At 35.1% G+C, this 15,785-nt stretch carries 12 protein-coding genes; 10 read left to right on the forward strand and 2 right to left on the reverse strand.

Features of this window, described 5'->3' with window-relative positions; genetic code table 11:
* The first annotated feature begins 70 nt into the window (after positions 1–70).
* A complete protein-coding gene (locus tag B4F31_RS16795) occupies positions 71–193 on the forward strand; it encodes a hypothetical protein (RefSeq protein WP_262506686.1) in 123 nt (40 codons plus the stop codon).
* 18 nt (positions 194–211) lie between these two features.
* Here B4F31_RS16795 and B4F31_RS16800 read toward each other — a convergent pair whose 3' ends face one another.
* Together B4F31_RS16800 and B4F31_RS16805 are read right to left on the reverse strand one after the other, a co-directional pair.
* Positions 212–2,413 carry a S41 family peptidase gene (locus B4F31_RS16800; RefSeq protein WP_093306665.1) on the reverse strand — a complete coding sequence of 734 codons (2,202 nt, stop codon included), beginning with the start codon at positions 2,411–2,413 and terminating at the stop codon, positions 212–214.
* Positions 2,414–2,429: 16 nt separating this feature from the next.
* Positions 2,430–3,722 (reverse strand): erythromycin esterase family protein, encoded by a 1,293-nt coding sequence (locus B4F31_RS16805; RefSeq protein ID WP_286761791.1) that lies wholly within the window; start codon positions 3,720–3,722, stop codon positions 2,430–2,432.
* Between the two features lie 376 nt (positions 3,723–4,098).
* On the opposite strand from B4F31_RS16805, the gene B4F31_RS16810 reads away from it, so the two are divergent.
* From B4F31_RS16810 to B4F31_RS16850, 9 genes are all read left to right on the forward strand, one after another.
* Positions 4,099–4,230, forward strand: a complete 132-nt coding sequence (locus tag B4F31_RS16810) for a hypothetical protein (protein WP_262506685.1) — start codon at positions 4,099–4,101, stop codon at positions 4,228–4,230.
* Positions 4,231–4,234: 4 nt separating this feature from the next.
* Positions 4,235–4,630 carry a hypothetical protein gene (locus tag B4F31_RS16815; protein WP_286761792.1) on the forward strand — a complete coding sequence of 132 codons (396 nt, stop codon included), beginning with the start codon at positions 4,235–4,237 and terminating at the stop codon, positions 4,628–4,630.
* Between the two features lie 11 nt (positions 4,631–4,641).
* Positions 4,642–5,100 (forward strand): DUF6730 family protein, encoded by a 459-nt coding sequence (locus B4F31_RS16820; RefSeq protein ID WP_286761793.1) that lies wholly within the window; start codon positions 4,642–4,644, stop codon positions 5,098–5,100.
* Positions 5,101–5,515: 415 nt separating this feature from the next.
* Positions 5,516–6,238 (forward strand): DUF6088 family protein, encoded by a 723-nt coding sequence (locus B4F31_RS16825; RefSeq protein ID WP_093306656.1) that lies wholly within the window; start codon positions 5,516–5,518, stop codon positions 6,236–6,238.
* On the forward strand, positions 6,235–7,215 hold the full coding sequence (locus B4F31_RS16830; RefSeq protein ID WP_286761794.1) for a nucleotidyl transferase AbiEii/AbiGii toxin family protein: 981 nt from the start codon (positions 6,235–6,237) through the stop codon (positions 7,213–7,215). Before B4F31_RS16825 ends, B4F31_RS16830 begins: the two co-directional genes overlap by 4 nt.
* Positions 7,216–7,985: 770 nt before the next feature.
* Entirely contained in the window at positions 7,986–12,521 is a 4,536-nt protein-coding gene (locus B4F31_RS16835; RefSeq protein WP_286761795.1) for a PAS domain S-box protein, read from the forward strand.
* Complete coding sequence (locus B4F31_RS16840) at positions 12,514–12,909, forward strand: response regulator (protein WP_286761796.1); 396 nt, start codon at positions 12,514–12,516, stop codon at positions 12,907–12,909. Before B4F31_RS16835 ends, B4F31_RS16840 begins: the two co-directional genes overlap by 8 nt.
* Before the next feature lie 131 nt (positions 12,910–13,040).
* Positions 13,041–14,207 (forward strand): sensor histidine kinase, encoded by a 1,167-nt coding sequence (locus B4F31_RS16845; RefSeq protein WP_286761797.1) that lies wholly within the window; start codon positions 13,041–13,043, stop codon positions 14,205–14,207.
* Between the two features lie 891 nt (positions 14,208–15,098).
* A complete protein-coding gene (locus tag B4F31_RS16850) occupies positions 15,099–15,776 on the forward strand; it encodes a replication/maintenance protein RepL (protein ID WP_286761798.1) in 678 nt (225 codons plus the stop codon).
* Positions 15,777–15,785 lie beyond the last annotated feature (9 nt).

Raw genomic sequence — 15,785 nt, forward strand, 5'->3', positions numbered from 1 at the left:
TGGTGGAATTCAAGATTTCTCGGGAGAAAGGAAACGTGACTTTTTCCAGCTGCTGATGAATTCCTTTTTGATGAACAACGAACCACTTAAAGAAAACACTTTAAAAACCAGTTTTTCCGCCTGGAAAAATGACCAGGCAAAAGTAATCTCCCCGAAATCAACGGAAATTCATCCGTCAGATGTTGGGAGTTGATAAGAATTAGGCTGTTTATTATTCTTTTAGTATTGTTTCGATCCCTTTTTCCAGCAGTTCATCCTCATCGTTTATAATTCCCTGGATGGTTGGAGTCACTTTAATATCCGGAATAATACCTGTTCTCTGGGTTTCCTCCCCATTAGGGTAATAAACCCCAATCCCTGAAATAATAGTTTTTAGTCCCCCGGGTAATAGAATTTGAGAGATATTTCCATCTGCTCCTGCGGTCGTACTTCCAATTATAGTGGTATTGTCCCCGGCTCTAAAAGCCATTGCAGTATACTCAGATTGGCTTATAGATTCTTCATTGACTAGTACAACAAGTTTGTTCTTATAAGAATTAGCTGTGCCCGGGATTTCTATGGGTTCGGTGAAGGTGAATTCTCCAGGGTTATCAATATCTACTTTTGTAAACTTGACAAATGGGGTAGATTCCGAAACAAAGAAGGAACCTAAACTGAAAGGTACAAAAGTGGAAGGGTAATTTCTGATATCTATGATAATTCCCCTGGTGTCTTTGAAGGTTTCCTTAATTTTGGGAATATCATTTTTCTGTATGGTGCCGAGGTATATATAGCCAATATTATTTTCTAATAGTTTATAAGATTCTGGTTTACTTTTATTATACCATTGTGAGATATCTAATTCATTCCTGGGATATAATTTTAGGTTTATACTTTGTTTTTCGGAATTCGCGGAAGTATACTTAATTGTAATTTCTGAGGAATCTGAACGTAAGAGATCAGAAGCCATAGCTCTTAATCGGGCAGGAATATTCGAAGCAGGATAATATTTTTTTTTCTCATCAATGATTTCTTCAATGCTTTTCCCATTTATGTGAGTGATGATGTCACCAGCTTTTAAAACTCCTTCGTCCTTTAGCTCACTGTTATAATATTCGGTCACCACTAGTTTATTTTCAATAAAGCGAAGTTGAAAGGGAGGGTAATTTTTTCCTTTCCATTCTTGAATTTTATCACCTCCCTCACTTAAATTTGCGTGGGTATCCCGGACTTCCGCAATGATCTTTAGTGCAGTTAGCTCATATTCCAGCTCGTTATCTGAGTTGATAAAATCTGGTATGTATTGAACAAGCACTAGGTTCCAGTCTGTATCGGTTAAATGTTTATAGGGAAAAAAGTAATTAATGATATTCCAATACCTGTAAAGTGCTAGCAACCGGAATCCATCATCGGGATAAGTCATTTCTGAATAGGCGTTTTCGTTTTTAAATATGGCATTTCCTGTAGGAGCAGTCCTCAAATAGAAATGCTTACCCTGTGAGCGGTTTTCATAAACGGAGCGCAATTTTTCCTGAAGTTCTTCTTCCTGAACCTTTATCCAATCGAAATCAGGTTTAATAGGTGAACTCTTAGCCGTGGTTTCGCAGTTTTCACGTGGTGTCAGCTCACCCAGGGAATCGATCCAGTTGATAAGCCATTTGTTTCTTTCCTGCTCACTTGTAATTTCCATATAGCCAGGAAGAAACCTGAATAATTCATAATCCCAGTTGTAGTTTCCCTGCGCGATGGCAGGATGATAATATTTTAAAAAACCCCAAACCCGACCTAAAAGCTCCAGGTCATTGATCTTTTCCGAGGTTAATTCCGATAATTCAATATTTGAACCCTTATCAAACTCCGTGTCTAACTCAGCTTTAGTTCGTTCTTTATTAACTTCTTTTAAGGTCTGAATATTCTTATCGTCAATTTTTACTACAAAATCATCAAACCAGGCCTCTCCATCACCGGCCAGAATCCCGGCTACATATATGTTTTGGGCATCCTCGGGATAATTTAAGGTTATGCTATATTGCTTCCAGTCTTTGGTGCCAGTAATACTTTGATCCTGCATATTGTTAAATTCCAGTGGAATGCCATTTCCGTCAATACGCATCAATAACCCTGCATATCCATTCTCCACGTTTCTGATTTTCATATAGCCTTCCAGCCGAATGGTTTTTCCGGTGTAATTTGCAGGAATTTTATAGGCTATACTTCCAAAGGAACCACCATCTGCCACTATTTTACCAGAGCTTTTCCCGGAATAGACTTCCAGGGTATCCGTTTCTAAATTGTATTTACCCCATTTGATCCAACCTTCCGGTAAATTACTCGTGCTAGTATGGGTTTCAAATCCGAGGTTGAGTTTCTCTTTTTGCTGTTTTGGACTTTTACACCCAGCGATAATCATAATTAATAGTAGAATTCTCTTCATTTCGCATATATTATTCCTAATTCAAGTCATAATTAGCACTGGAAATACTCTTGATATAGATCAAGCCATCAAACATCTTAGAGAATTTTTTCGAAATCAGCGTTTTATTTTTTGGATCAAAACCTGGACCGCCTAATAGTAATTGTTTCTTCTTGTCACTAAAAAAATCGTTCATATGAATATTTTTCAAAGCCATATCCATATCTATAAAGTAAATATCCTTATTTGCTTCATAAAGTGTTCTTGAGTAAGTTCTGCGATATGGTTTTTCTATTTCATAAAGATCCCAGTAATTTGGTTTGTTTTTTCTGGTAACAAAGCCTATTGCTTTACCCGTACCAAAATCAAAATATACACTATAATAGTCCTCTTTGTAGAAATCCTTTAAATGTCCTCCCGCACTAATCCAACCACTCCCGTAGGATAGCATTTCGTGGTTATTGATATGCTCATTATGAGCCCAGATAAATGCTTTCCCGTTGCTTGTATTATTATCAATGATCCATTTTACACTTTCAAACATTTTACGATCCCTAACGTCACTTTTAGAATGCTGTAAATAGTAGGTATAAGCTTTCAAGTAATTAAGTGCCCTTAGAATGGCAGTGAATTCTTCTTCTTGTTTCGGATAATGGTTTTTCTGGTGATCTGTAATAATCTGTTCAACTTCCCGAAGTTTAGGGAGCTGAATATCGGCCCAGTTTGTCGATTTATCATAATCAATTTTCTTGTGAGTAGTGCTGTCTACTACAGAAAGAAGTTCTTCTCTCACAGGCACTTGATATTCCTTTACAAAATCACGAATTTCCTGGTTTATGCCTTCTACATTCTGAATATCCATTCCATAAAAACGGATTTTTTCTTCATTAGGATGTGCAAGGTTATAGTTCCTCATCCATTCCAAAAGATCTACAACTTCCCGATTATACCAGGGTAGGATACTGAAATTGTTGGCTATGGTCTTAGCGTTCCCTTTGCCACCGCCTATCCACTCATTAATACCAGCTTCCGCGGGGTAAGACTCTTCCATTATGAAGACTTTTACGTCTTGGTTCTTTACCAGATATTTGAAGTATTTTGCCTTTATATTGAAAAACTCCTTTCCATGATGAGAAGCTTCTCCAAACCCGAAAATCTTCGCGTTTTTAAACTTTTCAGGGATTTGGTCATTGAAATTTGGCAGGTCTGTATTAGGATCTGCATCTTCAATTTCTATCGCATTTTGATTGATCCAGTTGATGACTTCTTCCTCCTGGGCATTAATGGTAAATGAGAGGAGAAACAGAGAAGTGAAAAGTAATGATTTCATTAAAAATTTTTAAATATTATAAGTATGAGCTGGCAAATAGATTGCTAGGAAGTTAAAAATATGATATTTTATTCACTTTCAACCATAGGTTCATAAGCTATTTATTGCACAGTTTTAATTAGTCAGACATTCTTTTTGGATTAATAGATCACTGTTTATATAAGTGTCAAAAAGTGACTCCTGGGGTATATATTTACTATTAATTCCCGAAATCAGCGAAAATTCATCCGGCAGATGCTAAATAAAGAATAATTATAGCATAATTCGCTTCTTATTTGATTTATCCTATTGATTTATAGGTATTTACTTTCCTAAGTTTGTCCTGTACAAAAAAGTAAAAGGCCTTTTACTCATTTCTAATTTTAACCATATAATTATGAATGAGCAGGAACAAGTAGTGGGTTTATTGGAAGATATTAAAGTACTTCTCTCCCACACCAAAAAAGTAATGAACGTGGAAGACCTGGCACAATATACGGGTTCGGGAAGTACAGCAGGAAAGACTTAATGAGTTGAAGGGCCTCAGACAGGAGATCAAAAATATACATGACCGCGTACTTCAGTCGAGACCAAAATCCCTGGATGAATATATCAGTAAAATGAAAGCCCAAAAGGTTGAAGTGATTCCCACCATCAATAAAGCGAATCAACTACCGGGCTTTCGAGTGGAATACAAAGGAGTTAACCTCAAAGCAAGTGAAGTGGACCGGTCGATGAGCGGGAATAGATTAATTCCCCAGATCGTCCAAAACAAAAGTTTCACAAGGCTAAAAGAAGTACCTAAAACTTTTCAGGTATTGGGTAAGACAGTGCAACTAAGCAGCAACCTTTCAACCAAAATAGCTAAAGAGATTTTAAAAGGAACAATAAAAATTATAAAAGATACCGGAATAGGTATAGGATATTAAAACTTTAAGTGATGAAAAAACTAGATGAAATTATGGAATTGATGGCCGATGAAATGAAGGATTTCAAAACGGCAGTGCTGGAGCTTCAAAAGCTTTCGGGACAATTGGTCAAGATGAGCATCCCCATAAGCACGGAAGCTGTGGAAAAGAACCTGAACACATTCCTGCTAAAGCAGCAGGCAGAAAAAGAAAAAACAGATGAAATCCTAAAGGAGATAGACAGAAAATTAAAACACGCCAGGATCATACCTAATTACCTCCTGATCCTTTTTGGAATCTCAGGAATCATTGCCTTGAGTTCAGTGGGTTATTTTGGGTATACCTCGAAAGAAAATGTAGAAGAAAACTTTGAAGTTTACCAAACGATTATGGAATCACGGAATAAATCTTACCAAGATTATTTTGCAGCATATCCGGGAATCCAGGAGGCATACTGCGAGTGGCTACAGGGTGGATACCAGGGTTTGTAATGACAAATGCCCCTTTGAAAAAATTAGTAAATTTGCGTCAGATGGCCTGAAACCCCCAGTAAAACCGTCGAAATTGCGGCAAAAAATTAGTAAAAAATAAAAGCAAATTTTTAAATGAGTGGACAGTGAGTGGACAAGGAGTGGACATTACTAGTAAATGACTTGGGAAAGCCTGAAAACAGGCGAAAATTTACTGGTTTTTGATAAAATCTAATTGTATGCGTCCTATGCTGTTTTTATTTTACGCTTACCCCCCGTACACTATAAAAACAGCAGAGGATCCAGCGCAGATTATGGTAGATATGTCATGAGATTAGTTTAAAATTTTTAATACACTCAATAAAAATATTTGAAAATTGTCCAGTTATTTATTTAATAAACTGGACAAAATATTATATTTGAAAAAGTATAATTCTTGAAAACAACCGAATATATAACAAATAAGATTAATAGATTCCCAAAAGGTTATGTTTTCACCTATGAGGATTTTAGTATAGAGGTGGAAAGAAAAGAAGCTGTGATTAAAGCTTTGAACCGAATGGTGGAAGCAGGGAAAATTTCTAAACTATCCAAAGGAAAATATTACAAACCGGAAAAAACTCCATTTGGAGAATTGCAACCGGATCAGGAACAGGTTGTAAAAGATCTATTGGAAGATGATGGAAAGCCTATAGGCTATCTTACCGGTTATAGTATTTATAATAAATTAGGTTTGACCAGCCAGGTAAGTAATACTATTCAGATTGGAAGAAATGAAGTACGGCCAAAGTTTAAAAGAGAACGTTACACAATTTCTTTTATAAAACAGAAAAACATAATCACCAGGCAGAACATTCCTTTACTTCAAATTTTAGATAGTATAAGGTACATCAAAAAAATACCTGATAGCACTTTAAAAGGATCTTTAGAACGACTGTTGAAAATAATAGAAAAACTATCAGATAATGACAAGAAGGAACTCGTCAGATTATCTTTAAAATATCCACCTTCTACTAGAGCACTGCTAGGTGCAATGCTAGATGAACTAAACGAAGTGTCTACAAAATCCTTAAAAGCTTCTCTGAATCCAATTACAAAGTATAAAATTCCCGGAGCTTCTAGAATATTGTCAAATACAAATCTTTGGAACATTATATGAGACTTCATCAGAATAAAAAGCTTTTTAAGCAAGCCATACAATTTACTTCTGACCAGATGCAAATACGACCTATACATGTTGAAAAAGACTATTGGGTAACATATGTACTCTATACAATATATAATAATAGAATAGGAAAGGATACGATATTTAAAGGAGGTACAGCTTTGTCAAAATGTTATAAGATCATTGAAAGATTTTCTGAGGATATTGACTTGGTGGTTCTAAGAAATGAGGGAGAGTCCAATAATATGCTAACTACAAAAATTAGAGAAATTAGTAAGGTAGTTAAAGAAGTTTTACCGGAAATTAATATAGAAGGACTCACACAAAAAATGGGTATGAATCGTAAAACTGCCCATTCTTATTCCAAAGAATTCGAGGGTAACTACGGTCAGGTTAGAGACGCCATCATAGTTGAAGCCACCTGGTTGGGATATTTCGAACCATATACAAAAAAGAAAATCTCTTCATTTATCGGGGAAATGATGATTGAAAATGATCAAGTCGATATTGTAAATGAATATGAGCTATTGCCTTTTGAAGTTTTAGTACTGGAACCTACAAGAACAATTTGTGAAAAAATAATGAGCCTTGTGCGTTTTTCATATAGTGATAATCCCGTTGAAGATTTAAAGAAAAAGATAAGGCATCTTTATGATTTGCATAAACTCTTACAGAAAAAAGAATTTGCAAACTTTTTTAATTCTAAGGATTTTGAGGAGATGCTTTTAAAAGTAGCAAATGATGATGTGAAAAGTTATAGGAACGATAATGCGTGGTTAATATACCATCCTTCAAAAGCTCTCATATTTAGTGATTCAAATAAGCTCCGAACAGAGCTAAAGAAAGTTTATTTGGATGAATTTCAAAATTTGGTCTATGGGGAATTTCCCGATGAAAAGGAACTGTTCTCAACTTTAAACAACCTTAGGGATAGGTTGCTGACCATTGAATGGAATATCGAACTGAAATAATATTTTAATAGAATTATTAGTGAGGTATGTATAAACCCAATGAAAAACAAGGTTTGTAATGACAAATGCCCCTTTGAAAAACTTAGTAAAATTGCGGCAAATGCCCTGAAACCCTCAGTAAAACCGTTGAAAATTGCGTCAAAAATTTAGTAAAAAAAGCAATTTTTTTTAAATGAGTGGTCAAAAGCGAGCAGATTACCAGTAAATGGCTTGGGAAAGCCTAAAAACAGGTTAAAATTTACTGGTTTTAAAAAATCTAATAGGTTGCGCTCTATGCTGTTTTTACTTTACGCTTAACTTCCCGTACACTATAAAAACAGCATAGGATCCCGCGCCAGTTATGGTAGATATGGGGCAGGAGGTTTTGTGAATAATCCCAATACAGTTATGAAAATGATCTCTTTGTAATCTAAGTGTGGAGATTTGGTTCGGCAGAGGGCTATTAAAATGTTTTATCATACTACAACAGTTTTATGAACACTTCTATTTGACTTCCGCGGTTATTTCTCCTTCAGAATAAGCAAAAAACTTAAGTAAAATACGCTAATGTTATTTGCAAATTTTTAAACTCAGTGTAGAACAATTATTCAATGTGCCAGAGTAATGTTTAAGAAATTTACGAAGGAATAAGATTACAGACGGTTTATATAGAAATCGACAAAATAAAAAATAAAACGTCAAAATTAGTGTTTCGATAATAAATCACTCTCAAAAACTTTAAAATTTGGTTATATTTCCAATCCGTTAACAAAAATTATAAAAACAAATTAATGAGTTATCATAAGAGTATTTTCAGAAATCTACCCTTTCCGTGCTTGTTGTTTGAAAAAAAGAAAAATCTATATGTAATCAAAGAGGCTAATTCCCTCTATTGTAAGGTTACAGATAAATCTGAAAAGGAATTAATTGGGAAAACTGTAGAAGAAGTTTTTCCTGACAATCCTACTTTTTCGGGTTTAAAAGATATTCTGGATTCTTTCAATAATGCTTATACCAGTAAGGAATCTCACAGGATAGATGTTCTTCGATATGACCTTTATGATAATCAAAATATAACCTATGACCTCAAGTACTGGGAAGTAGAAAATATACCCGTGTTTGATGAGGTTGAAAACACCTGGTATATTTTAAATATAGTGAAAGATATTACAACTCAAATTATTGAAAAAGACAGGGGTGATTTGCTTCAGGTTAAATTAGACGCTAAAACTGAAAAGCACAAAAAATTTATAGAAAGAAATACCGATGGTATTTATACCCTAGACCAGGATGGGTATTTTGTTAGTCTTAATCAGGGATTAATAGATATTACTGAAACTCCTGAAGAGAAATTGATTAAAATGAACTTTTTACCTTTCTGTGATCCGGAACATCGGGATAGGATTGTGGAGAGATTTAATAATGCCTTGAAGGGTGAAAATCAAAAATTTGAAGCCAAATTCGTTTCCGGTAGAGGCAGGGAAATGGTTTTAGATATTTCATTAATTCCCTTTAGATCTAATGGAATTATAACAGGGGTTTATGGAATTGCAAAGGACGTTACAAAGCTTAAAGAAAGTGAAGTGGCTCTTTTAGAAAGTGAAAGAAAATTTAAAGCCCTGGTTCAGGAAGGTTCTGATCTTATAGGTATTCTTGACCTAGAGGGTAAGTATAAGTTTGTAAGTGAAACTTCCTATTCGGTACTTGGTATTACCCCCGAAGAGTTTATTGGCAAAACGGCTTTTGATTTTATTCACCCTGAAGATAAAGAAAGAGTAATAACTAATTTTTCAGAATTAGAAACGAAAAACCAGGTTGCAATAGCGCCTTTTCGGTATAGAAATGCAAAGGGAGAATGGAGATGGTTTGAAACAAAAGCAACTAATCTTATCGATGATCCAGTAATAGCAGGAATTGTAACTAATTCCCACGATATTACCGATCGAATACTTTCAGAAAAGGCATTAAAAGAAAATGAAGAGAAATACAGGGCTTTTTTTGAAAGCAGTTTGGATGGAATCTTACTTACCAACCCTTATGGAGAAATTTTCGCTGCCAATAATGCAGCCTGCAAACTATTTCAAAGAACAGAACAGGAAATTTGTGAAATTGGCCGAAATGGTTTGGTTGATTTAAATGATCCGAGGGTAGAAGAAGCTATTAGGGAAAGGGAAAGAACAGGAAAAGTAAACGCTGAATTAAATATGCGGCGAAAAGACGGAAGTATTTTTTCAGCAGCATTGTCTTCCGCAATTTTTGAAGGTGCTAAAAGTGAAAAGCTTACTTCAATGATTATTAGGGATAATTCAGAATCTAAACGCGCTGAGGAAGAACTCAAAGCATCCGAAAAAGAATACCGTAAATTATTTCAAAACAGTCCACTTCCAAATATTATTTATGATAAAGATACCCTTAAAATCCTTGATGTTAATAAAGCTACATCAGAAAACTATGGTTTTAGCCGCGATGATCTTTTAAACGCCTCATTACTTGATTTTATTCCGACAGAAGAGATCACTGATATTAAGAAGAATATTTTCACCCTTCCTTTTAAAGAAGGGGAGGTCGCCCACCATCGTAATATAACTTTAGAAAAAAATGGACGACGCATTATTGTAGAAACTTTTGGGTATGGAATGCAGTATCAACATAAAAACTGTAGGCTAGTAATCTTACTTGATGTTACAGAAAAAGAGATTGCCCTTCAAAAATTAAAAGATAAAACTGAAAAACTTATTACTGCCCAAAAGATTGCAAAAATGGGTTATTGGACTCATAACCTGGAGAACAATAAATTCTTTTGGTCTGATGAGGTATTTAATATCTGGGGAAGGGATCAGGAGATTTTTCAACCAAGCGTAAGCACTTTTAGAGATACAATTCATCCCGAAGACCTTGAAAATTTTATTGAAGCAAATAAACTGGCACTTAATGGCAAGGAACTGTTGGATTTTGAGCACCGAATTATTTTACCTGATGGTAAAATAAAATGGGTGCACGAGAGAGGAAAATTGATTAAAAACAGGGAAGGTAAAGCAACTTTTGAAGGAACCGTACAAGACGTTACGGAACGAAGAAACAGCCTGGAAAAACTAATGCAAAGTGAAGCAAGGCAACGTGGAATTCTCCATTCTCAAACAAATTATCTCACTCGTATAAATTTACAGGGAAACTATACTTATGTGAATGATAAGTTTGTAATAGATTTTAAGTGGCTTTATAAAACTGAAAAAATAGAACAGCAATCGGCTCTCTCCAGTGTAAAGCCATACCATCACGATAGGGTAAGGGAAACCTTTAAGAAATGCGTGGCTAATCCTAATACCATCTTTCAGCTGGAAATAGATAAATATAAAGAGGATGGTGGCCAAAGGACAACGCTATGGGATTTTATTTGTATTCCAGATACCAAGGGAAACCCTTTTGAAGTACAGGGAGTAGGTATAGATATTACAGACAGGATTAAAGCACAACGAGAATTAAAGGAAAGCAATACTCGCTACGAACTGGTATCTAAGGCCACTTCAGATGCAATTTATGATTGGGATATCAACGCAAACTTTTTAATTTGGGGGAAGGCGTTTTATGCTATTTTCGGGTATTCTCAGGATGAATTTCAGCCAACAATAGAGGCCTATTTGGAAAAAATTCATCCTGACGAGAAAGATCAAATAACCAAAAGTCTTACCCGCGTAATTGAAGGAAAAGATAACCGCTGGAAAGAAGAATACAGGTTTAAAAAAGCAGATGGGACCTACGCTACTGTAATCGAAAAAGGCTTTATCCTTCGCGATAAAAACGGAATGGCATATAGAATGGTGGGAGCTATGCAAGATATAACAGAGCGAAAGAAGCTGGAAGCGCTACTAGATGAAGCCACCAAATTAGCGCAAATCGGAAGCTTTGAAATAGATTGCGAGAAAGAAGCCCTGTATTGGTCTGCTGTAACTAAAGAAATTCACGGGGTACCTTTAGATTATAAGCCTACATTGGAAAAAGGAATTTATTTCTATAAGGAGGGAGAGAGCCGAACGGCTATGAATAATGCCTATAGAAGAGCTTACAAAGATAACATTCCATATGATCTTGAGTTACAGTTAATAACCGCAAAAGGAGAGGAACGATGGGTTAGAAAAATTGGTCGACCAACTTTTGTTAATGGAAAATGCGTTCGGATAAACGGAAGTTTTCAGGACATTACCAACCTTAAAATGTCAGAAATGCAGGCTTTAAAAGCCTCGGAAGAAAAAGAAAAAATTCTTGAAAGTATTGGAGACGCCTTTTGGATGGTAGATAACGATTGGACGGTGACCTACTGGAATAAACATGCTGAAAAAGTATTGAATTGTCCCAGGAAGCAGATAATAGGAAGAAACCTTTGGGAAGTGTTTAGTGATGCCCTGGGCACTATGTTTGAAACCCACTACTTCAAAGCTGTAGAAGAACAGACTATAGAAAATTTTGAAGCCTATTTTAAGCGAGTAAATAAATGGCTTGAAGTTACTGCCTATCCGTCCCAGAATGGACTTTCAGTATATTTTAGAGATATCACCGAAAGAAAAGAAGCAGAATTACAAATTAGAGAGCTTAATAAAAATCTCAAAATCTATACAGAGGAGCTTGTAGAAGCCAATAAGGGCTTAGAGCAGTTTTCATTTATAGTATCGCATAACCTGCGGTCTCCGGTGGCTAATATTATTGGTCTCTCAGATTTGATTAATCAAGAAGATTACCCCAAGGAGGTGCAAAATAAATTCTTGCAATCTCTCTTTGATAATGTGAAGCGCCTGGATACAGTAATTTCAGATTTGAATACTATTCTACAGGTAAAAGTAGAAATGGATGCAAAAAAAGAGCCGGTAATTTTAAATAATTTAGTAGCAGATATAAGAAGCAGTATTCAAAATTTAATTGAAAAAGAAAAAGTTCAGATCAAGACCAATTTTGAGGTATCTACCTTAAATACGGTACAGAGTTATCTACATAGTATTTTTTACAACCTTATCTCTAACAGTATTAAATATCGTCAAACAAATATTCCTCCTCAAATAAAAATAAGTTCTAAAATTAAGGATGGTACAATAGTTATAGCTTTTGAAGATAACGGCCTTGGAATAGATTTGGAAAAGAAAGGAGATCAGGTTTTTGGTCTTTATAGAAAATTTCATAATCATGTAGAAGGTAAGGGGATGGGATTGTTCTTGGTAAAAACCCAGGTTGAACTACTTGGAGGGAAAATTTCAATTGAAAGTAAAGTTAATGGCGGGACCAAATTCATAATTACCTTTAAGGAGAAAACCTATAATTATATTTCTGAATATGTATAACCAACGCTATATGGTAGTAGACGACGACCCTACCAATAATATGATTTGTGAGTTTACTATTAAACGTTTTGATAGCGCTGGAGATATAAAAATTTTCTCGATACCGGAAGAAGCACTTAGTTTTATAGCAGAAGAATACAGTGTAGAAAACAAGAAACGGCCAACTATTCTATTTCTCGATGTGAATATGCCTACTATGACTGGTTGGGAATTTCTGGATGAATTTTTGAAATTTGAAGAAAGTGTGAAAAATCAATTTACCATCTATATACTTTCATCCTCTATTGAAGATTTTAAGGAGAAAGCAGAGATCTATACTAGTATAAAAGGATTTATTTCCAAACCTTTAAAAATTAATAACCTTGAAGAGATTAAAAACGACCTATAGAAATCTTCAATTGTTAAATATTATACATTATCATAGTTAAACTTTCAAAATTACTTCGTAAGTAGTTACCTATTGTTAAATTATGAGAAACCTATCTTGGTAGGTTCATTACCCAACCCTTAACCTATATCATGCCTTATAATATCACCGATTCTGAGCGTAGTTTCTCAAAAATGTCTTTAGAGCAAAATGCCAGGGAATTTAAATTTGTAATAGATCTTATGCCGCATATGGTTTGGGCAACTAGACCGGATGGTTATCACGACTTTTATAACCAACGCTGGTACGATTTTACCGGTTTAACTTATGAAAAGACTAAAGATAAAGGTTGGTCCCTGGTTCTTCATCCAGACGATTATGAACGTGCCTGGGAAATATGGAAACATTCGTGGGATACCGGCAGGCCTTACAATATAGAATATCGCATGAGAAGGTTTGATGGGACTTATAACTGGTTCCTTGCCCGTGCCGAACCACTAAAAGATGATAATGGTAAAATTCTAAAATGGTTCGGCACCTGTACCGATATTCAGGAGCAAAAAGAAATCTTAGAAGAACGGGAAAGAACTAAAGAAGCACTTAAAATATCGAATCAGGATTTAAATAAATCTTTTGAAGAATTAAGTCGAATAAACCTTGAGCTCGATAATTTTGTGTATTCTGCATCGCACGACCTTAAAACTCCCTTAAATAACCTGGAAGGGCTTATTGCGCTGTTAAAACAAGCAAAAAACACTAAAGAAGATCAGCAGGAAATACTTGGCTTAATAGATAAATCGGTAAAGCACTTTAAAGAGGTTGTTAACGACATGACCCTGATTGCTAAAACAGCCAAGGGTAGCAATGGAATGCATGATATAACTTTATCTGTTTTATTAGAGGAAATTAAGAACGATCTGGGACATCTAATTAAACTAACCGGAACTGTAATAAAATTTGAATTTCAGGTTCGGGATATTCACTATCCCCGTAAAGAAATACGGAGTATTTTGTTTAACCTTATTTCCAATGCCATAAAATATGGGCCTCCCGGTAGGTCTCCGATTATATCGGTGCGCACAAAGCTTATTTCTGAAGAAATTCTTCTCGAAGTTGAAGATAATAGTGGCGGAATAAAGGAAGAACATCTTCCAGATTTATTCAATAAATACTTTAGAATTAACCGGGCTGTTGAAGGATCTGGATTAGGCCTTTTTATTGTTAAACGAATGGTAGAAAACCGCGGTGGTAGAATTGAAGTAACCAGTAAAGTAGGGGAAGGTTCAATTTTTTCGGTATTTCTTAAACCGCAAAAGTAATTCCCTCCATTAGTCATTGAGAAGAAGCTGGAGGGTTGGGTTTTGTATTAAAAAAAGAATTACGCCAGGGGTCAACATACTCCCAAATAATTTAAAATACTAGCTTTCATCGTTTTTTTAACGAGGTCAGCATCCACAAGAATGAAAGCACACTAAATTGAAACTGTTGGGTGCAGCTTATACAATCAAAATCAGTAATCACGAATCTGCAACTAATTTAGAGGTGCAGAAGATTGTGAGAGAAACCAATTTATCTTCTTTACCTTAAAATATGTTCATTATATTTTAATGTTCATTGTCACTGAACAATGTATAATAATGAACGTAAAGAGCAATGTATAAGAATAATGACTTAATTTACCAGGCGGCTTCTAAGCTTGACGAACTTAGCATAGTTTCCATTCAGTAGATTCCAATGAGCCCAATGAAGTGCTTTTGACTTACAAAGTTCATCGTCGAGAGTAGATTTGCAGTTAGGACCTCTAATCAATGTCTTATCTCAGCTAGAGGAACTGAAAAATAATCTTAGCAAATCTATTATTTTACTTGCTTAATTTATTTCACAAAAGTCCACCCAGGAACTTAAAAAACGAGGCATAAATTATATTGATGTTGTAGGCAATACATATATAAAACATCAAGACCTGGCCATTTTCGTAGAAGGGCAGAAAAACACCAAAAAGGAAAAAAACTAATCAATCCCGAGCTTTTCATTGAATTACTTGGAATAGTATACGTTTGGTTTTCTTAAATCAGCTGCTTATGGAAGATGAAGGTCTATTACAATTTTATGATATCGCTACTTTAAGAGTATAGAACAGAATGGGATTGTATATTTGTTCATAAATTTACACTGTTCACGAATCGTGAACAAAGAAAAAATGTGAACAGATGGAAAAAGAAATCGTTCATAATGCTTTGAAAAACCTGGAAAATCCCGGAGATATCTCCGGGCAATTTGAACAGGGAGATAGCTTAGACGGGGAAATCATTCTACATTTTCCCTACCAGCCTCCACTTAGATTAGTAATAGAGATCAAAAAGGAGTTACGCCACCATCAAATCCTCCAGCTTTTAGAGAGAAAGCAGGAATATAAGAATTTTATGCTGGTAGCGGGAAAATTACATCCGGCGATAAAAAAACGCTTGCAGGAAGAAAGGATAACTTACCTGGAAGAGAATGGTAATATATATATCTTAATTGATGGAACTTATGTCTTTATCGATACCAATAAACCTTTAAAAACAGAAAAAAGCAGCAGCAAAAAAGCTTTTACTAAAACAGGACTAAAACTGGTCTTTAGTCTTTTAATTCATCCTGAGTTAGTAAATGCCAGACAAAGAACCATAGCAGAAAAGAGTGGTGTGAGTCTGGGAACAGTGCCTAAAGTGATTAAAACTTTAAAAGATCAAGGCTTTTTAATCGCCCACAAAAACCACTATCTCTGGGAAGATTGTAAAGGTTTATTAGATCGCTGGACTAACGATTATGACCAACATCTAAAACCTAAATTATTTCGGGCTCGTTATGAACTACGGAAAGATTGGCGAAACCTCGAATTAACTTAGGGAAAAACC

The sequence above is a fragment of the Salegentibacter sp. UBA1130 genome, from assembly GCF_002311535.1.
GTDB classification, from domain to species: Bacteria; Bacteroidota; Bacteroidia; order Flavobacteriales; family Flavobacteriaceae; genus Salegentibacter; species Salegentibacter agarivorans.

Coding starts and splice junctions, on each gene's coding strand:
- B4F31_RS16805 (WP_286761791.1), bottom strand. CDS start 3,722: ATGAAATCATTACTTTTCACTTCTCTGTTTCTCCTCTCATTTACCATT.
- B4F31_RS16795 (WP_262506686.1), top strand. CDS start 71: ATGAACAACGAACCACTTAAAGAAAACACTTTAAAAACCAGTTTTTCC.
- B4F31_RS16810 (WP_262506685.1), top strand. CDS start 4,099: ATGAATGAGCAGGAACAAGTAGTGGGTTTATTGGAAGATATTAAAGTA.
- B4F31_RS16830 (WP_286761794.1), top strand. CDS start 6,235: ATGAGACTTCATCAGAATAAAAAGCTTTTTAAGCAAGCCATACAATTT.
- B4F31_RS16820 (WP_286761793.1), top strand. CDS start 4,642: ATGAAAAAACTAGATGAAATTATGGAATTGATGGCCGATGAAATGAAG.
- B4F31_RS16850 (WP_286761798.1), top strand. CDS start 15,099: ATGGAAAAAGAAATCGTTCATAATGCTTTGAAAAACCTGGAAAATCCC.
- B4F31_RS16845 (WP_286761797.1), top strand. CDS start 13,041: ATGCCTTATAATATCACCGATTCTGAGCGTAGTTTCTCAAAAATGTCT.
- B4F31_RS16840 (WP_286761796.1), top strand. CDS start 12,514: ATGTATAACCAACGCTATATGGTAGTAGACGACGACCCTACCAATAAT.
- B4F31_RS16835 (WP_286761795.1), top strand. CDS start 7,986: ATGAGTTATCATAAGAGTATTTTCAGAAATCTACCCTTTCCGTGCTTG.
- B4F31_RS16800 (WP_093306665.1), bottom strand. CDS start 2,413: ATGAAGAGAATTCTACTATTAATTATGATTATCGCTGGGTGTAAAAGT.